Here is an 18,345-nt window from a genome sequence, read left to right as displayed (position 1 = left end):
GATTTTCGGTTGATCTCATGTCATCTGCGAGGTTTGCCCCTCTGACCAGGGGCATATCACGCGGACGATGGGCAATCCTGATCTGATCTTTGCCGTGGCCGGTGTCGCCGCGCTGCTCGCGGCCACCATGCCGCAGCTTTTGAACCGACGTCCCTTCTCCCTTCCGCTGGCCTGCCTGCTGTTCGGCGTTCTCCTGTACGTACTGCCGCTCGATCTCCCGGACGCCGACCCGATCGCCCACCGGGCCATGGTCGAGCACGCCACCGAGGTGTGCGTGCTGATCTCCCTGATGGGCGCCGGGCTGGCCATCAACCGTCCCTTCGGCCGGCGCTCCTGGTCCTCGACCTGGCGCCTGCTGGGCTGGACGCTCCCGCTGACCGTCCTGGGTGTGGCCGCCGCCGCCTACGGCCTGCTCGGCTGGCCGCTGGCGGCGGCGCTGCTGCTGGGCGCCGTGCTCGCCCCGACCGACCCGGTGCTCGCCTCCGACGTGCAGGTCGGCGAGCCCGTCGACTCGGACGAGGCCGAGGAGTCGGAGAAGCCCGGCGGCCAGGGGAAGCCTCGCGACGCGCAGAAGGACGACGACGACGCGGAGAAGGACGACGACGCGAAGGACGGCGCCGCGGAGAAGGACGACGACGAGGTCCGCTTCACCCTCACCTCCGAGGCCGGTCTCAACGACGGCCTGGCCTTCCCCCTGGTGTACGCCGCGATCGCGCTGGCCGTCAGCGGGGGAGCCGGCTGGCTGGGCGAGTGGGCGCTGGTGGACGTGCTCTACCGGTGCGGCGCCGGTGTGGTGGGCGGCCTGCTGATAGGCAAGCTGCTGGGACGGCTCTTCTTCCGCGCCCGCGCCTCCGACCTGCGGCTGGCCGAGCACCGCGACGGCTTCGTGGCGCTGGCCGCGACGTTCCTGGCCTACGGCCTGACCGAGCTGGTGCACGGGTACGGCTTCATCGCGGTGTTCGTGACCGCCTGCACGATCAGGGCGGCCGAGCGCGACCACGGCTACAACGGGGTGCTGCACGGCTTCATCGAGCAGATCGAGCGGCTGTTCACCGCCTGGCTGATCGTGCTGCTCGGCGGGTTCGTCGCCACCGGCGGGCTGAACGCGCTCACCTGGCGGGGCGCCGCCGTCGGCCTGCTGCTGATCCTGGTGATCCGGCCGCTGACCGGATGGCTGGCCGAGCTGGGCGGACGAGCCGGCCCGCGCGAGCGCATCGCGACCGCGTTCTTCGGCATCCGCGGCATCGGCTCGCTGTTCTACCTCGCCTACGCCCTCGGCCAGGCCGACTTCGGCGTACCGGCCGCGGAGCTGTGGGCGGTGGTCGCCTTCACGGTGCTGGCCTCCCTGGTCGTGCACGGCATCTCGGCCACGCCGGTGATGACCCGCCTGGACCGGCTCCGCGAGCGGGCCGGCCGCGCCCGGGACGCCGACCCCGCCACCCAGCACCTCTGAGGGCGGCGGGACCGGAGAAGGGGCGGGAAGGGGCCGGCGAAAAGGGCTGGCCCGGCGGGAACGCGGCCGACTATCTTGTCCGCTCGTGGAGATACGTCCCCTGACCGCCGACGACCTCGACGCGGTGCTCGACAACCGAAGGCGCGCCTTCGGGATCATCCCGGCCGGTGACCTGGAGGACTGGCGGGCACAGGTCGTCCCGGTCCTGGAGGCCGGCAGGTATCTCGGCGTCGCCGACGGTCCCCGCCTGATCGCCACCAGCAGGATCAACGACTTCACCCAGTGGTGGCACGGCAGGCCGATCTCCATGGGCGGCGTCGCCTCGGTGACGGTCGCCCCGGAGGACCGCGGGCGCGGCGTCGGCCGCATGCTCCTGCGGGCCACCGTGGACCGCTGCGCCGAGCTGGGGCACCCGGTCTCGGCGCTCTATCCGGCCGCGACCCGCGTCTACCGCTCACTCGGCTGGGAACACGCCGGAGCCCTGCACCGGGCCACCTTCCCGGCCGAGGCGCTGCGCGCGATCGGGCCCGCCGAGCGGTCCGCGGTCCGCCGGATGGGCCCCGGCGACGCCGCCGAGGTGATCGAGATCATGGGACGGGTGCATGCCGGCGCCCGCGCCTCCGGCCCGATCTGCTGGGACGAGCGGACCTGGCGCCTGTGGCTGGAGGAGGAGGACGACTTCCTCTACCTGGCCGGCGACGGGTTCGTGATCTACCGCTGGGACGGCGACGACATCGAGGTCGACACCCTGCTGGCCGGCTCCGAGGCCACCGCCCGCACCCTGTGGTCGCTGGTCGGCTCCTCGTCCTCGATCGCCACGTCGGTCCGCGCGATCGTCGCCCCCGACGACCCGGTCTTCTGGCTGATCGGCGAACGCAAGAAGGACGAGGTCACCCAGACCCGCTGGATGTTCCGGGTGATCGACCTGCCCGCCGCCGTCGCCGGCCGGGGTTTCCCCGACGGCGTCACCCTCGACACCGTCGTCCGGGTCGAGGATCCCCACCGCCCCGCCAACTCCGGCGCCTGGCGGCTCTCGGTCCGCGGCGGCACCGGCGAGGCCCGTCCCGCCGAGGCCCCGCCCGGCTCCGTGCCGGTCCTCACCGCCGGGGGCTTCTCCGCGTTGTTCGCGGGCGTCCCGGCGGCCACCCTGCACCGCTCGGGGACGCTCACCGTCCCCCGCGGCCCCGCCTCCCCGGACGCCTCCGGTGCCTCCGGTGCCCCGGACGCCTCCGGTGCCTCCGGTGCCCCGGATGCCCCGGATGTCCCGGGTGCCTCCGGCGTCCTCGGCGCCCTGGAGACCGCCTTCCGCGCCACCCCGTACATGCTCGACGCGTTCTGACACCCGGCTGACACCCGGCGCCGGGCCCGCGAGAGCCGTGCGCGCCGTGCCCGCACGCGGTAGAGTCTGCCACCGAACAGGTGTTCGGCGAGCGGAGGCGTGTCGGTGCGGGTGCCCGAGCTGCGGGTGATGGGGGTCGATCCCGGGCTGACCCGATGCGGGCTCGGCGCGGTCGAGGGGCGGCCCGGGGCGCCGCTGAACCTGGTCAGGGTCGGGGTGGTCCGCACCCCCGCCGACGACGAGATCGGCGCCCGGCTGGTGGCGATCGAGGCCGGCATCGAGCAGTGGCTCGACGAGGTCGAGCCCGACGCGGTGGCCGTGGAGCGGGTCTTCGCCCAGCACAACCTCAGGACCGTGATGGGCACCGCGCAGGCCTCCGCGGTGGCGATCCTCTGCGCCTCCCGCCGGGGGCTGCCGGTGGCGCTGCACACGCCGTCCGAGGTCAAGGCCGCGATCACCGGCAGCGGCACGGCCGACAAGCAGCAGGTCGGCACGATGGTCACCCGCCTGCTCCGGCTGGACGCCATGCCCAAGCCCGCCGACGCCGCGGACGCGCTCGCCCTGGCCATCTGCCACGTCTGGCGGGGCGGCGCCCAGAACAGGCTGGCCGAGGCCGCGGCCAAGGCCAGGGCGGCGAGCGGCCCGAGGACGAGTGCCGCGGCCTACTTCCGCGGCCGGGGCGGGACGGCCGGATACTCGAGAGGAACCAGCACGTGATCGCCTCGGTGCGGGGACAGGTGACCGCGATCGCGCCCGACGGTGCGGTCGTCGAGGTCGGGGGCGTCGGCGTCCGGGTGCACTGCACCCCCACGACGCTGGCGACGCTCAGGCAGGGCGAGGAGGCCCGGCTGGCCACCTCGCTGGTGGTCCGCGAGGAGTCGCTGACGCTCTTCGGCTTCGCCACCGACGACGAGCGCGGCATCTTCGAGATGCTCCAGGCGGCCAGCGGGGTCGGCCCCAAGGTCGCGCTGGCGATGCTGGCGGTGCACACCCCCAACGCGCTCCGGATGGCCGTGGCCGCCGCCGACGTCAAGGCGCTGACCAGGGTCCCCGGGGTCGGCCCCAAGGGTGCCCAGCGGATCATCGTCGACCTCAAGGACAAGCTCGGCACCCCCGAGGAGGCCGTCACCGCCGCGCTCAACGGCGACGCCCCGGTGCCCGTCTGGCGCGACCAGGTCCACTCCGGCCTGGTCGGGCTCGGCTACTCGGCCCGCGACGCCGACGAGGCCGTCGCCGCGGTCACGCCCCAGGCCGACACGGCGCTGGCCGAGGGCCGCACCCCGCCGGTGGCGGCCCTGCTCAAGGCCGCCCTGCGGGTGCTGAGCGTGCGATGACGGACCTGTGGCCGGCGAGGGAAGGCGGGGGAGCGTGAGCGAGCGGGACCTGGTGTCGCCGGACGCCGAGGACGACGAGCAGAACATCGAGGCGGCGCTGCGGCCCAAGCGGCTGGACGAGTTCATCGGCCAGGCGCGGGTGCGTGAGCAGCTCTCGCTGGTGCTGCAGAGCGCGCTGCGGCGCAACCGGCCGCCGGACCACGTGCTGATGAGCGGCGGCCCGGGACTCGGCAAGACGACCCTCTCCATGATCATCGCGACCGAGCTGTCGGTGCCGCTGCGGATCACCTCCGGGCCCGCGCTGGAACGGGCCGGTGACCTCGCGGCGATCCTGTCGACCCTGTCGGAGGGCGAGGTCCTGTTCATCGACGAGATCCACCGGATGGCCAGGCCCGCCGAGGAGATGCTCTACCTCGCGATGGAGGACTTCCGCGTCGACATCGTGGTGGGCAAGGGGCCGGGGGCGACCGCCATCCCGCTGGAGATCGCCCCGTTCACCCTGGTCGGGGCCACCACCCGGGCCGGCATGCTGCCCGCGCCGCTGCGCGACCGCTTCGGCTTCGTCGCGCACATGGACTTCTACGGGGTCGCCGAGCTGGAGCAGGTGCTGCACCGCTCCTCGCGGCTGCTGGGCGTCACCCTTCCCGCCGACGCGGCCCAGGAGATCGCCGGGCGTTCGCGCGGCACGCCCCGTATCGCCAACCGCCTGCTGCGCCGGGTCCGCGACTTCGCCGAGGTCCGCGCCGGCGGCGTGGTGACCAAGGACATCGCCTCGGCCGCGCTCAACCTCTACGAGGTCGACGCCGAGGGGCTCGACCGGCTGGACCGGGCGGTGCTCGGGGCGCTGCTGCGCAAGTTCGGCGGCGGGCCGGTGGGGCTGTCGACGCTGGCGGTCGCGGTGGGGGAGGAGCCGGAGACGGTCGAGGTGGTGGCCGAGCCGTTCCTGGTGCGCCAGGGGCTGCTGGCCCGTACGCCCAGGGGCCGGGTGGCGACCGCCGCGGCCTGGACCCACCTGGGGCTGACCCCTCCGCCGGACGCCTTCGGCGCCTCGTTCCTCGTCGGGCTCGGGGACGAGCCCGGGAAGATATAGCGTGAGGAAGCGGTAGGGAGAACGTACGGGATTGATCACAGATCAATGACAAGAGTATCGAAATGGGAACTTCCTCGTGCGCCGAAACGTGACCTCGTTGCCGCGCTCCTAACAGCTCGCCTAAACTCCTAGGCTTGGCCGGCTGTGTAGGCTGACGTGCTGAGTGGCGTGGCCGTACAAGACGTCCGGCTTCCGCCGGTCATTCTCAAGAGAGGGAGCGGCCCCGTGGGCGACAGCTATTCGAGTTTGATCATGATCGCTCTCATGGTCGTGGTGTTCTACTTCCTGCTCATCCGCCCGCAGCGCAAGCGGCAGCAGGAACAGGCCAAGATGCAGAACAGCCTCACGCCCGGCACCGGCGTGATGACCACGACGGGTCTGTTCGCGACCGTGGTGGCCATCGACGCCGACGACGTGATCCTGGAGATCGCCCCCGGAGTCGAGACCCGGTGGGTCAAGGCGGCGATCGGCCGTGTCCTGGTCCCCGTCGACGACGCCGAGGAGGACCTCAAGGCCGTCGACACCGCAGGCACCGTCGACCCGGTCACCCCGGCGACGCCGGTCACCCCGGTCGTCCAGGACACGCCGAAGACCGCCGAGCAGCGCGGCGAGGACCAGGACTCGACGATCAGGAAACCGTGAGCAGGATCCCCATCAGTCCCTATAGCCGAAAGAACTGACGACCAGTGGCCCGACCGACCAGCAGCCAGAGCAGACCGGGGCGCATGCTCCTGTTGCTCCTGGCGATCATTCTCGCCATGGGCGGGGCGATGCTCCTCAACAAGGCGTACACCCCCGAGTACGGCCTTGACCTCGCCGGCGGCACGACAGTGACGCTGTCGCCCATCACGCCGAACGGGACCGCCCCCACCGAGGAGAGCCTCGACCTCGCCGTGAACATCATCCGGGATCGGGTGAACGGCACCGGCATCTCCGACGCCGAGGTCGCCAAGTCCGGTGACAACATCGTCATCTCCGTCCCCGGCGCGGGCCAGGAGGAGGTCGTCAAGCTGGTCGGCACCACCGCGGAACTGAGGTTCCGCCAGGTGCTGGCGGTCGGGCCCGGCTCGCCCGCGCCCCCGGGACAGCTGTCCACCAAGGCGCCGACCCCGTCGCCGTCGCCCACGGCCTCAGGCAAGGGCGACAAGGGCGACAAGGGCGACAAGAAGGCCGAGCCCGCGGAGCCCGCGGAGTCCACGACCCCGAAGCCCGGCACGACCGCCGCGCCCGACACCGGCGCCTCGCCGGCCGGTCGCGCACTGTCGTCGGCGCTCACCGGTGCCACCCCGGCCCCCGCCACGCCTCCCTCGGCCGAGCCGAGCGGCAACGGGTCGGCCAAGCCGGACGCCAGCCCCGGCGCCAGCGCCCCGCCCACCACCCAGCCGAGCACCATGCCCACCGCGCCCCAGAACCCGCAGGACCCGGCGGCGGGCATGGACACCACCGGCATCGACCCGGCGGCCCTAAAGCAGTTCGAGACGCTCGACTGCGCCAAGGACGCCGGCAAGGGAGCCCAGGACGCCCCGGACAAGCAGTACGTCGGCTGCAGCACCGACGGCAGCGCCAAGTACGTCCTGGAGAAGGCCGCCGTGACCGGCACCTCGATCGACTCCGCCTCGTCGGGCGTCGACCAGACCACCGGCGAGTGGCTCGTCCAGCTCTCCTTCAAGGGCCAGGGCCCCGACCAGTGGTCGAAGGTCACCACCACCGCCTTCAACTCGCAGGCCCCGCGCAACCAGGTCGCCATGGTCCTCGACGGCGTGGTCATCTCCGCGCCCGTCATCCAGGAGCCCATCACCGGCGGCCGGGCGCAGATCTCCGGCAGCTTCACCCAGGCGACCGCCGACGAGCTGGCCAACCAGCTCAAGTTCGGCGCGCTGCCGCTGAAGTTCGAGAAGAGCTCCATCGAGGAGGTCTCCTCCACACTGGGCGCCGACCAGCTGCGCGGCGGTCTCACCGCGGGCGCGATCGGCCTGCTGCTGGTCGTGGTCTACTCGATGCTCTACTACCGGGGCCTCGGCGTCGTCTCGGTGCTGAGCCTGCTCGTGGCGTCGATCGTGACCTACCAGGCCGTGGTGCTGCTCGGCGCGCTGGCGGGCTTCCGCCTCTCGCTGCCGCACATCATCGGCCTGATCGTGTCCATCGGTATCACCGCGGACTCGTTCATCGTCTACTTCGAACGCATCCGTGACGAGATGAAGGAGGGCCGGCGCTCGCTGCGCGCGGCCGTCGAGGTCGCCTGGGTCCGTGCCCGGCGCACCATCCTCATCGCCGACGCGGTCATGTTCATCGCCGCCGTGGTGCTGTACTTCCTGGCGGTCGGCGGTGTGGCCGGGTTCGCCTTCGCGATGGGCCTGACCACCCTCATCGACATCGCGGTGGTGTTCATGTTCACCAAGCCGTTCGTCGCGCTGCTGGCGAAGCTGAAGTTCTTCTCCAGGGGTCACAAGCTCTCCGGCCTCGACGCCGAGCGCATGAGCGAGTCCGTCGTCGCCCCCAAGACCGTTCCGCAGGAGGCATGATGTCCGGCATCGCGCGCCGGCTGTACCGGGGCGAGGTCAACGTCGACTTCGTCGGCCGCCAGAAGCTCTGGTACAGCCTCTCCGGCATCCTGCTGTTGATCTCCGTCGCCGGTCTGCTCTTCAACGGCCTCAACCTGGGCGTGGAGTTCAAGGGCGGCTCGGTCTTCTCGTTCAAGGCCCCGACCGCCACGATCGAGCAGGTCCGCGGCACCTTCGCCGAGTCCGGCGCCCACCAGGTCATCGCCCAGACGACCCAGAACGGCTGGCGGGTCACCACCGAGAGCCTGCCCGCCGAGCGGGTCTCCGCGGTGCAGAAGGCGGTGGCGAACGAGTTCGAGCTCCGGCAGAACGACGTCACCCTGCAGGTGATCGGCGCGTCCTGGGGCGGTCAGGTGGCCGACAAGGCCATCATCGGACTGATCGTCTTCATGCTGGCGATCATCCTGTACCTGACAATGGCCTTCGAGTGGAAGATGGCGCTGGCCGCGGTCGTGGCACTGCTGCACGACCTGGTGATCACCGCCGGTGTCTACGCCTGGTCCGGGTTCGAGGTCACCCCGGCCACCCTGCTGGGCTTCCTGACGATCCTCGGCTACTCGCTCTACGACGCCGTCGTCGTGTTCGACATGATCAAGGAGGTCACCGCCAAGCTCGGCACGACCTCCAAGATGACCTACACCGAGGCCGCCAACAACGCGCTGAACCACACGCTGATCCGGTCGCTGAACACCACCCTGGTGGCGATCCTGCCGGTGGCGGCGATCCTGTTCATCGGCACCACGCTGTTCGGCGCCGGCACGCTGAAGGACCTGTCGCTCTCGCTGTTCGTCGGCATGATCGTCGGTACCTACTCCTCGCTCTGTGTGGCGACGCCGCTGCTGGTCACGCTGAAGGAGCGCGAGCCGCGCTACCAGGCGATCGCCCGCAGGCTCTCCTCGCACGGCACCTCCGGGGCGAAGGCGGCGGCGCGTCAGCCGGTCACCGCCGGAGCCGCGGGCGGTGCGGGCGGCACGGGGGGCACCACGACCGCCGGCCGTGGCGGGGCCACCCGCGCGGCCACGCCGTCCGGCGACAAACGCAAGAAGAGGTAGCTCAGGGCAGTCAGCGCCTCCGCTCCCCGCACAGGGAGCGGAGGCGTTCGTCTTCCCCCACCCGTCCGGCCCAGCCCGGCTCGCCCAGCCCGTCCGTCCGCCCCGATCTTCCTCCGCCGCCCGTTCCTCCTGCCCGGCCCCGCGCGCCCGTCCCGCCCGTCGCCCTCCCGCCCCTCCCGCCCCAGGAGTACCGCCATGACCGAGCTCAGCAACCTGATCCTCGACCGCATCCGCGACGTACCCGACTACCCGAAGCCCGGCGTGCTGTTCAAGGACATCACCCCGCTGCTGGCCGACCCGGTCGCGTTCGCGGCGGTGACCGACGAACTGGCCGGGATGTACGAGGTGGACAAGATCGTGGGAATCGAGGCGCGCGGCTTCATCCTGGCCGCCCCGGCGGCCCTCCGGGCGGGCGCGGGCTTCGTTCCGGTACGCAAGAAAGGCAAACTGCCCTCTGAGACGCTTGAGGAGTCCTACGATCTGGAGTACGGCTCCGCCGTCATCGAGGTCCACCGGGACGCGTTCGTCCCCGGAGAGCGGGTCCTGATCGTCGACGACGTGCTCGCCACCGGCGGCACGGCACGGGCGGCGGTGGAGCTGGTCCGCAGGGCGGGCGCCGATGTCGTCGCCCTCGCCGTGCTCATGGAGCTGGCCTTCCTCAAGGGGCGCGAGCGCCTGACCGACGTCGAGGTGCGCTCCTTGGTCGTCGTTTGACCCACCCGCGGACGAATGCACACAACTCGGTCTGGATACACTGAAGAATCTGGACTCGAACGTAGGGAGTCTGAGTGCCCCGTGATGTGGTCGTCCCCGACACGACCGCCGGCGGCGGCGGTGGTCCCGAGACGACCGCCCCCGCAGGCGATGCCGGTTCTGCCATGTCCGGAACCGCCGAGGAGAAGCCGGCGGTAAGGCGAAGGCTTGCGCGTCTTGGGGGGCAGTGGGGTGGTGGCATGAACCCGGTTCTGGAGCCCCTGTTCCGAACGGTCCGCGCGACCCATCCCAAGGCGGACCTGAGGCTCATCGAGCGCGCCTACGACGTGGCCGCCCACCACCACCGCGACCAGAAGCGCAAGAGCGGCGACCCCTACATCACCCACCCCCTGGCGGTGGCGACGATCCTCGCCGAGCTGGGCACCGACGACGAGACGCTCTGCGCCGCGCTGCTGCACGACACCGTCGAGGACACCGCCTACGGCCTGGACGAACTGCGCTCGGACTTCGGCGACAACATCGCGCTGCTGGTCGACGGCGTCACCAAGCTCGACAAGGTCAAGTTCGGCGACGCGGCCGAGGCCGAGACCGTGCGCAAGATGGTCGTGGCGATGTCCCGCGACATCCGGGTGCTGGTGATCAAGCTCGCCGACCGGCTGCACAACATGCGCACCATGCGCTACCTGCCCGAGCACAAGCGGCACCAGAAGTCCCGCGAGACGCTGGAGATCTTCGCGCCGCTCGCCCACCGGCTGGGCATGAACACCATCAAGTGGGAGCTGGAGGACCTCGCGTTCGCCATGCTCTACCCCAAGCGCTACGACGAGATCGCCCGCATGGTCTCCGAGCGCGCCCCCCGCAGGGACCTGTTCCTGCAGGAGGTCATCGAGAAGGTCTCCGGCGACCTGCGCGACGCCAAGATCCGCGCGACCGTCAAGGGCCGCCCCAAGCACTACTACTCGGTCTACCAGAAGATGATCGCCAGGGACGTCGCCTTCGACGACATCTACGACCTGGTGGGCATCCGGGTCCTGGTCGACACCGTCCGCGACTGCTACGCGGCGCTGGGAACGATTCACGCGCGATGGAACCCGGTGCCCGGCCGGTTCAAGGACTACATCGCGATGCCCAAGTTCAACATGTACCAGTCGCTGCACACCACGGTCATCGGCCCCGAGGGCAAGCCCGTCGAGCTGCAGATCCGTACCAACGGCATGCACCACAGGGCCGAGTACGGCGTGGCCGCGCACTGGAAGTACAAGGAGGACACGACCACCTCCGGTCCCGCCGGGTCGAAGCTGAAGCCCGCCAGCGACATGGCCTGGCTGCGCCAGCTGCTCGACTGGCAGAAGGAGACCGCCGACCCGGGCGAGTTCCTGGAGTCGCTCCGCTTCGACCTGTCGGTCTCCGAGGTGTACGTCTTCACGCCCCGGGGCCAGGTGATCGCGCTGCCCGAGAACGCGACGCCGGTCGACTTCGCCTACGCCGTGCACACCGAGGTCGGCCACCGCTGCATCGGCGCCCGGGTCAACGGCCGCCTGGTGCCCCTGGAGTCGCGGCTGAGCAACGGCGACACCGTGGAGATCTTCACCTCCAAGTCGCCCGACGCGGGACCCTCGCGCGACTGGCTGAAGTTCGTCAAGTCCGGCCGGGCCCGTAACAAGATCCGCCAGTGGTTCTCCAAGGAGCGCCGCGAGACCGCGATCGAGGCCGGCAAGGAGGCGATCGGCCGCGCCATGCGCAAGCAGGGCCTGCCGTTGCAGCGCCTGATGTCGGGAGAGTCCCTCCTGGCCCTCGCCAGGGACCTGCGCTACGCCGACGTCTCCGCGCTGTACGCGGCCGTCGGCGAGGGCCACGTCGCCGCGCAGACGGTCGTGCAGAAGCTCGTGACGTCCATCGGGGGAGTGGAGGGCGCCGAGGAGGACATCGCCGAGACCTCCGTGCCCACCAAGCTGCGCGGCCGGCCGCGTGGCAGCGGCGGCGCCGGGGTGGTCGTCGCGGGCGACTCCGACGTCTGGGTACGCCTGTCGCGCTGCTGCACCCCGGTGCCGGGCGACGAGATCGTGGGCTTCGTCACCCGCGGGCACGGCGTGTCGGTGCACCGCACCAACTGCCCGAACATGGACCAGCTCACCTCCGAGCCCGACCGCCTGGTCGAGGTCGCCTGGTCCGCCGCGGACGACTCGGTCTTCCTGGTCGCCCTGCAGGTCGAGGCGCTGGACCGGCCTCGCCTGCTCTCCGACGTCACCCGCACGCTCTCCGACCAGCACGTCAACATCCTGTCCGCGTCGGTGACGACGTCCAGGGACAGGGTGGCGATCAGCAGGTTCACCTTCGAGATGGGCGACCCCAAGCACCTGGGGCACGTGCTGAAGGCGGTCCGCAACATCCAGGGCGTGTACGACGTCTACCGGGTCAGCGGAGCCGGTTCCTGAGAACACCCGCCTGACGGGCTCCGGGGGACGCCTCCCGCGAGGAACGGTCCGCCGGAACGCGGCCCGGCTCCCGCGGCGTCACGTCGGGAACGGACGTCCCGATCTTCCCGCTCTCATGCCCGCCGGTCCCGCAGCGTCACGTCGGCAACGGACGTCCCGGTTCTCCCGCGGCACCACTCCGGGCGGTCTTGGGGGATCGACGGCCCCGGCTCCTCCGGGGGTCTCCGGGGACCGCGGTGGTCCCGGCTCCCCGGAAGGTTCCTCCGGCGCCACGCCCGCGGGCCGCGGCGCCGGAGGGTGGTTCAGGAGAACTCGGCGAGCGTGCGCTCGGCCTCCTCCAGCCAGGAACGGCGGGCGGCCAGGGCCTCCTCGGCGTCCTTGACGTCCTTGTCCTTACCGGCCTCCTGCGCCTTGGCCAGGCGGGCCTCCAGCTGGGCGATGGACTTGCGCAGCTGGTCGACGGTGTTCTGGGCGCGGGCGCGGGCCTCGGGGTTGGAGCGCTTCCACTCCGTCTCCTCGGCCTTGCGGACCGCTTCGTCGATCTTGCGCAGGCCGCCCTCCAGGCGGTCGCGCTGCTCGCGCGGGACCGCCCCGGCCGCCTCCCAGCGCTCCAGCAGACCCCGCAGGGCGCTCCGGGCCGCCCGGGCGTCGGTGACCGGGAGGATCTTCTCCGCCTCGGTCAGCAGCTGCTCCTTGACCTCGGCGTTGGCGGCCAGCGAGGCGTCGCGCTCGGCGAAGACGGCCGAACGCGCCTGGAAGAACCGATCCTGGGCGCCCTTGAAGCGGCCCCAGAGCTCGTCCTCCACCTCGCGGGAGGCCCGGCCCGCGTTCTTCCACTGCTGCATCAGGTCGCGGTAGGCCGACGCGGTGGTCCCCCAGTCGGTGGACGAGGCCAGCTCCTCGGCCTCGGCCACGATGCGCTCCTTGGCCGAGCGCACACCCTCACGCTGCTCGTCCAGCCCGGCGAAGTAGGCCTTGCGCCGCTTGGCGAAGGCCGTGCGGGCCGCCGACAGGCGCTTCCACAGGGCCGCCTCGGTCACCCGGTCGATGCGCTCGGCGGCCTTCCACTCCTCGATCAGCTGGCGCAGCCGCTCACCCCCCGTCTTCCAGTGGGTGGTGTCCTCGGCGATCCGCTCGGCCTCGGCGACGATCCGCTCCTTGATGCCCTTGGCCTCCGCCCTGGCCACGTCACGGGCGGCCTTGACCTCCTCCCGGCGCCGGGCGACCAGCTCGGTGAGGGCGCCCAGGCGGGCCAGCAGCGCGTCCAGGTCGCCGACCGCGTGCGCGTCGGTGATCGCCTCACGGAGCTTGACGATGGTCGCCTCGGCCTGGGCGGGCGGCAGGTCGGTGCCGCGGACCCGCTGCTCCAGCAGGGCGACCTGCCCGGCCAGCTCGTCGAACTTGCGACGGAAGTAGGCAAGGGCCTCCTCCGGTTCGCCGGCCTGCCAGGACCCGACGGCCCGTTCTCCCTCAGCCGTACGTACGTAGACGGTGCCGTCGTCGTCTACCCGGCCCCACGGGTCGGTGCTCACCGTGTCCTCCCGCACTTTCATCAGCCTTTCGGGACTTGCCGCCCCTTGTATGTATTACGTCAGCTCTTGCTGGACATTGTCACGTCTTTGATTTCGACGGTTTCCTTTGGTGCGCCGGTGCCGTCCGGTCCCGGGGTGATGACCCCCGCCTTGTTCACCTTGTCAAGGATCTCCAGGCCCTTGGTGACCGTACCGAACGGTGTGTAGTCCGGCGTCAGCGGGGCGTCGCCGTAGACGATGAAGAACTGGCTGCCGTTGGTGTCGGGGCCGCTGTTGGCCATGGCCACGACGCCGCGGCTGTACTTGGCCCCCTCCAGGTTCTCGTTGACGAAGCGGTAGCCGGGCCCGCCCTGGCCGTCGGTCTGGCTCTTGCCGTCGGCCTTGGCCAGCGGGTCGCCGCACTGCAGCATGGGGAACTGGGCCGACCCCAGCCGGTGGCACTTGGAGCCGTTGAAGTACTTCTTCTTGGCCAGGAAGGCGAAGGAGTTGACCGTGCACGGCGTCTTGTCCGCCGACACCTCGATCACGATGTCGCCCTGGCTGGTCTTCAGCGTCATCTTCTTCGGGCTCTTGTCGACCTTCGCCGGGGGCAGGCCGACGTCCTTGACCGCGCCACCGGGGGAGGCGGCGTAGCCACAGGTGCCCGCGTCCGGGTCGAACGCCGCGGGCTTGGCCTCCGCCGCCCCCGAGGAGGACGCCGACGCGCTGGCGGACGGGGCCGGGTCGGAGGTCGCGGTCGCCGTCGTGTCCGACCCGCCGCCCAGCAGGGTGGTCGCGGCGATCACACCTCCCACGACCACCACGGCGGCCACGCTGGTGCCGATGATCGCGTTCCGCTTGCCCCTGGCCTCGCGTTCGAGACGCCGCTGCATCTGCCGCTCGTAGTGCTCGCGCGCCAACTGCTTCTGACGCTCCTTGCCGCCGCTCACCGCTTCGCCCTCCCGAGTGCCGAGTAGTACTTAATGAGGTGGGCGAATCGTATCGGCCAATGGGTAATGGTTCGCAGCCCGCCGACCCGCACCGGTACCCTTCGGTTACATTCCCATCCGCATTCTTGACGAGATCAGCTGAGGCAGATGCTCATCGCCGGCTTTCCCGCAGGGGCCTTCCAGACCAACTGCTACGTCGTCGCTCCCGCCGCGGGAGAGGAGTGCGTGGTCGTCGATCCCGGTCAGAACGCCGTCGGCGACCTCGACGACCTGCTGCGCGAGCACCGGCTCAAGCCGGTCGCGGTGCTGGTCACCCACGGGCACGTCGATCACATGTGGTCGGTCGCCCCGGTCTGCGGGGCGCGTGACGTCCCGGCGTGGATCCACCCGGAGGACCGCGAGCTGCTCTCCGACCCGGGCCGCGGGCTGTCGCTGTCGACCCGGCAGCAGCTCTTCGGCGGGATGACCTTCACCGAGCCCGACGACGTGCGCGAGCTCGCCGACGGCGAGGTGCTGCGGCTGGCGGGGCTGGAGCTCACCGTCGACCACACCCCGGGCCATACCAGGGGGTCGGTGACGTTCAGGCTGCCCGCCGCCGAGGAGATCCCGGATGTGATGTTCTCGGGCGACCTGCTGTTCGCCGGCTCCATCGGCCGCACAGACCTTCCGGGCGGCGACTACCCGACCATCCTGCGCAGCCTGGCGGCCAAGTGCCTGCCGCTGCCGGAGGAGACGGTCGTGCTGCCCGGCCACGGACCACAGACCACCATCGGCCACGAGCGTGCCACCAACCCCTACCTCGCGGAGGCGAAGAAGGCCGCGGGCGCAGGCCCCGCGGAGGTCCGGCACGACGGCGGCCCCGGCAGGGGACTTTAGACATGACTTTGCAGGCGCCCAAGGGCACCTTCGACTGGCTCCCGCCGCGCTCCGAGCGAGCGCTGCAGGTACGCGAGACACTGATCGCCCCGGCCCGCCGGGCGGGCTACGGCTACATCGAGACCCCGGTCTTCGAGGACACCGCGCTCTTCGTCCGGGGTGTGGGGGAGTCGACCGACATCGTCTCCAAGGAGATGTACACCTTCGAGGACAAAGGCGGGCGCTCCATCACGCTGCGCCCGGAGGGCACCGCCTCGGTGGTGCGGGCGGTGCTCCAGCACGGCCTGCAGAACGGGCAGCTCCCGGTGAAACTGTGGTACTCGGGCAGTCAGTTCCGCTACGAGCGGGCGCAGAAGGGCCGCTACCGTCACTTCTCGCAGGTCGGCGCCGAGGCGCTGGGCGCCGAGGACCCGGCGCTGGACGCCGAGCTGATCCTGCTGGCCGTCGACGGCTACGCCGGCCTGGGGCTCACCGGGGTCCGGTTGCTGGTCAACACGCTGGGCGACAAGGAGTGCCGCCCGGTCTACCGGGCCGCGCTCCAGGAGTTCCTGCGCGGCCTCGACCTCGACGAGCCCACCCGGCAGCGGATCGAGATCAACCCGTTGCGCGTCCTGGACGACAAGCGCCCCGACGTGCAGGCGCAGCTGGCCGGGGCGCCGCTGGTCGTCGACCACCTGTGCGAGGCGTGCAAGACCTACCACGAGGAGGTCCGCTCGCTGCTGACCGCCTCCGGCGTCCCCTACACCGACGACCCCCGGCTGGTGCGCGGTCTGGACTACTACACGCGCACCACGTTCGAGTTCGTCCACGACGGGCTCGGCGCGCAGTCCGCGGTCGGCGGCGGGGGACGCTACGACGGGCTGAGCGAGATGCTCGGCGGCCCGGCCCTGCCCAGCGTCGGCTGGGCGCTCGGCGTCGACCGCACGGTCCTGGCCATGGAGGCCGAGGGCCTGCTCGGGGGCGAGAGCGCCGAGGCACGCGTCCAGGTGTACGGTGTGCCGCTGGGTGAGGAGGCGCGCCGCCGGATGTTCCTTCTCGTCACCGAGCTGCGCCGGGCCGGTCTGGCCGCCGACATGGCGTTCGGCGGCAAGGGTGTCAAGGGCGCCATGAAGGGCGCGGACCGCTCCGGGGCGAGCCACGCGGTGATCCTCGGTGAGCGGGACATCGCCGCGGGGGTCGCGCAGGTCAAGGACCTGGTCAGCGGGGACCAGGCCGCCGTGCCGCTCGCCGAGATCGTCACCATGCTGAAGGAGAGACTGGACAAATGATCCGCACGCACGAAGCGGGATCACTGCGCGAGGAGCACGCCGGGCAGCCGGTGACGCTCGCCGGATGGGTGGCGCGACGCCGCGACCACGGCGGCGTGGTCTTCATCGACCTGCGGGACGCCTCCGGCTCCGCGCAGGTGGTCTTCCGCGAGGAGGACGACGCCCACGGCCTGCGCGCCGAGTACTGCGTCAAGGTCGTCGGCGAGGTGCGGGTCCGCCCCGAGGGCAACGAGAACCCCGACCTGGCCACCGGCCGGATCGAGGTCGTCGCCTCCGAGGTCGAGGTGCTCAGCGAGTCGGCGCCGCTGCCGTTCCCCATCGAGGGCGGCTCCGGCGTCTCGGAGGAGGCCCGGCTCAAGTACCGCTACCTCGACATCCGCCGCCCGCAGGTCGCGCAGGCCATGCGCATCCGCTCCCGGGCGACCTACCTCGCCCACGAGGTGATGAACGAGCACGGGTTCACCTACGTGGAGACCCCGACGCTGACCCGCTCCACCCCGGAGGGCGCCCGCGACTTCCTGGTCCCGGTCCGCCTGCAGCCCGGCAGCTGGTACGCCCTGCCCCAGTCGCCGCAGCTGTTCAAGCAGCTGCTGCAGGTGGCCGGTCTGGAGCGCTACTACCAGCTCGCCAAGTGCTACCGCGACGAGGACCTGCGCGCCGACCGGCAGCCGGAGTTCACCCAGATCGACGTCGAGATGTCGTTCGTGGACCAGGACGACGTCATCGCCCTGGGCGAGGCGCTGATCGGGCGCATCTGGAAGGAGACCGTCGGTCACGACCTGCCGGTGCCGCTGCCCCGGATGACCTACCACGACGCCATGGCCCGCTACGGCTCGGACAAGCCCGACCTGCGCTTCGGCCAGGAGCTCGTGGAGATGACGCGCTTCTTCGCCGACACCACCTTCCGGGTCTTCCAGGCCCCGTACGTGGGCGCCGTGGTCATGCCGGGCGGCGCCTCGCAGACCCGCAAGGAGCTCGACGGCTGGCAGGAGTGGGCCAGGTCGCGCGGGGCCAAGGGGCTGGCGTACGTCCTGGTGGGCGAGGACGGCACGCTGGGCGGCCCGGTCGCCAAGAACCTGTCGGAGACCGAGGCGGCCGGCCTGGCCGCCGAGGTGGGCGCCGCCCCCGGTGACGCGATCTTCTTCGCGGCCGGCGCCCCCTCCGCCTCCCGCGACCTGCTCGGCGCGGCCCGCCTGGAGATCGGCCGCCGCTGCGGCCTGATCGACGAGTCCGCGTGGAACTTCCTGTGGATCGTCGACGCCCCCATGTTCGAGGAGGACGGCGAGGGCGGCTGGACCGCGGTCCACCACCCCTTCACCGGCCCCAAGCCCGAGTGGGCCGACACCTTCCAGGACCGTCCCGGCGAGGCTTTGGCCTACGCCTACGACATGGTCTGCAACGGCATGGAGATCGGCGGCGGCTCGATCCGTATCCACCGCGCCGAGATGCAGCAGCGCGTCTTCGACGTGCTCGGCATCTCCAAGGAGGAGGCGGAGAACAAGTTCGGCTTCCTGCTGGAGGCGTTCACCTACGGCCCGCCGCCGCACGGCGGCATCGCCTACGGCTGGGACCGGATCTGCATGCTGCTCGCGGGCGGCGACTCCATCCGCGACGTCATCGCCTTCCCCAAGACGGCCTCCGGCTTCGACCCGCTGACCGGCGCGCCGACCCCGATCACGGCCGCGCAGCGCAAGGAGGCCGGCGTCGACGGCAGGCCCAAGACCGGCGCCTGACCCGGCGCCTCTCGTCCCGGCGCCTTCCG

Annotated in this window: 15 protein-coding genes; 13 read left to right on the top strand and 2 right to left on the bottom strand. The window is 71.4% G+C overall.

Going from position 1 to position 18,345, the window contains the following annotated elements:
* The first annotated feature begins 67 nt into the window (after positions 1 to 67).
* The 10 genes from ABD832_RS33580 to ABD832_RS33535 all read left to right on the top strand — a co-directional run bounded on the left by ABD832_RS33580 (position 68) and on the right by ABD832_RS33535 (position 11,978).
* The gene (locus ABD832_RS33580; protein ID WP_344903662.1) at positions 68 to 1,453 is read left to right on the top strand and encodes a cation:proton antiporter; all 1,386 of its coding nucleotides are present in this window, start codon (positions 68 to 70) and stop codon (positions 1,451 to 1,453) included.
* 85 nt (positions 1,454 to 1,538) lie between these two features.
* Positions 1,539 to 2,792 (top strand): GNAT family N-acetyltransferase, encoded by a 1,254-nt coding sequence (locus ABD832_RS33575; protein ID WP_344903659.1) that lies wholly within the window; start codon positions 1,539 to 1,541, stop codon positions 2,790 to 2,792.
* Positions 2,793 to 2,912: 120 nt separating this feature from the next.
* Positions 2,913 to 3,509: a crossover junction endodeoxyribonuclease RuvC gene (ruvC, locus tag ABD832_RS33570; protein ID WP_344904464.1), complete on the top strand. Its 597-nt coding sequence runs from the start codon at positions 2,913 to 2,915 to the stop codon at positions 3,507 to 3,509.
* Positions 3,506 to 4,126, top strand: a complete 621-nt coding sequence (ruvA, locus tag ABD832_RS33565) for a Holliday junction branch migration protein RuvA (RefSeq protein WP_344903656.1) — start codon at positions 3,506 to 3,508, stop codon at positions 4,124 to 4,126. Before ruvC ends, ruvA begins: the two co-directional genes overlap by 4 nt.
* Before the next feature lie 34 nt (positions 4,127 to 4,160).
* Positions 4,161 to 5,216 carry a Holliday junction branch migration DNA helicase RuvB gene (gene ruvB / locus ABD832_RS33560; protein ID WP_344903653.1) on the top strand — a complete coding sequence of 352 codons (1,056 nt, stop codon included), beginning with the start codon at positions 4,161 to 4,163 and terminating at the stop codon, positions 5,214 to 5,216.
* A 168-nt stretch (positions 5,217 to 5,384) separates the two neighbouring features.
* Positions 5,385 to 5,858 carry a preprotein translocase subunit YajC gene (yajC, locus tag ABD832_RS33555; RefSeq protein ID WP_344903649.1) on the top strand — a complete coding sequence of 158 codons (474 nt, stop codon included), beginning with the start codon at positions 5,385 to 5,387 and terminating at the stop codon, positions 5,856 to 5,858.
* An 83-nt stretch (positions 5,859 to 5,941) separates the two neighbouring features.
* On the top strand, positions 5,942 to 7,738 hold the full coding sequence (secD, locus tag ABD832_RS33550) for a protein translocase subunit SecD (protein ID WP_344903646.1): 1,797 nt from the start codon (positions 5,942 to 5,944) through the stop codon (positions 7,736 to 7,738).
* Positions 7,735 to 8,829, top strand: a complete 1,095-nt coding sequence (gene secF, locus ABD832_RS33545) for a protein translocase subunit SecF (protein ID WP_344903643.1) — start codon at positions 7,735 to 7,737, stop codon at positions 8,827 to 8,829. Before secD ends, secF begins: the two co-directional genes overlap by 4 nt.
* Before the next feature lie 195 nt (positions 8,830 to 9,024).
* Positions 9,025 to 9,543 (top strand): adenine phosphoribosyltransferase, encoded by a 519-nt coding sequence (locus ABD832_RS33540; protein ID WP_344903640.1) that lies wholly within the window; start codon positions 9,025 to 9,027, stop codon positions 9,541 to 9,543.
* A gap of 239 nt (positions 9,544 to 9,782) precedes the next feature.
* Positions 9,783 to 11,978: a RelA/SpoT family protein gene (locus ABD832_RS33535; protein WP_344903637.1), complete on the top strand. Its 2,196-nt coding sequence runs from the start codon at positions 9,783 to 9,785 to the stop codon at positions 11,976 to 11,978.
* A gap of 302 nt (positions 11,979 to 12,280) precedes the next feature.
* On the opposite strand, the gene ABD832_RS33530 is transcribed toward ABD832_RS33535, so the two are convergent.
* Together ABD832_RS33530 and ABD832_RS33525 are read right to left on the bottom strand one after the other, a co-directional pair.
* Positions 12,281 to 13,531 (bottom strand): DUF349 domain-containing protein, encoded by a 1,251-nt coding sequence (locus ABD832_RS33530; RefSeq protein ID WP_344903634.1) that lies wholly within the window; start codon positions 13,529 to 13,531, stop codon positions 12,281 to 12,283.
* A gap of 38 nt (positions 13,532 to 13,569) precedes the next feature.
* Positions 13,570 to 14,439, bottom strand: a complete 870-nt coding sequence (locus ABD832_RS33525; protein WP_344903631.1) for a peptidylprolyl isomerase — start codon at positions 14,437 to 14,439, stop codon at positions 13,570 to 13,572.
* A gap of 147 nt (positions 14,440 to 14,586) precedes the next feature.
* On the opposite strand from ABD832_RS33525, the gene ABD832_RS33520 reads away from it, so the two are divergent.
* From ABD832_RS33520 to aspS, 3 genes are read left to right on the top strand one after another with little or no spacing between them, the layout of a single operon-like run.
* Entirely contained in the window at positions 14,587 to 15,315 is a 729-nt protein-coding gene (locus ABD832_RS33520; protein WP_344903628.1) for an MBL fold metallo-hydrolase, read from the top strand.
* Between the two features lie 2 nt (positions 15,316 to 15,317).
* Entirely contained in the window at positions 15,318 to 16,583 is a 1,266-nt protein-coding gene (gene hisS / locus ABD832_RS33515; protein ID WP_344903625.1) for a histidine--tRNA ligase, read from the top strand.
* Positions 16,580 to 18,316: an aspartate--tRNA ligase gene (gene aspS / locus ABD832_RS33510; protein WP_344903622.1), complete on the top strand. Its 1,737-nt coding sequence runs from the start codon at positions 16,580 to 16,582 to the stop codon at positions 18,314 to 18,316. Before hisS ends, aspS begins: the two co-directional genes overlap by 4 nt.
* Positions 18,317 to 18,345 lie beyond the last annotated feature (29 nt).

The organism is Streptosporangium longisporum (assembly GCF_039534895.1).
Classification (GTDB): Bacteria; Actinomycetota; Actinomycetes; order Streptosporangiales; family Streptosporangiaceae; genus Streptosporangium; species Streptosporangium longisporum.
The sequence above is the reverse complement of the archived record's forward strand: the minus strand, read 5'-3'. Positions and strand labels throughout refer to the sequence as shown.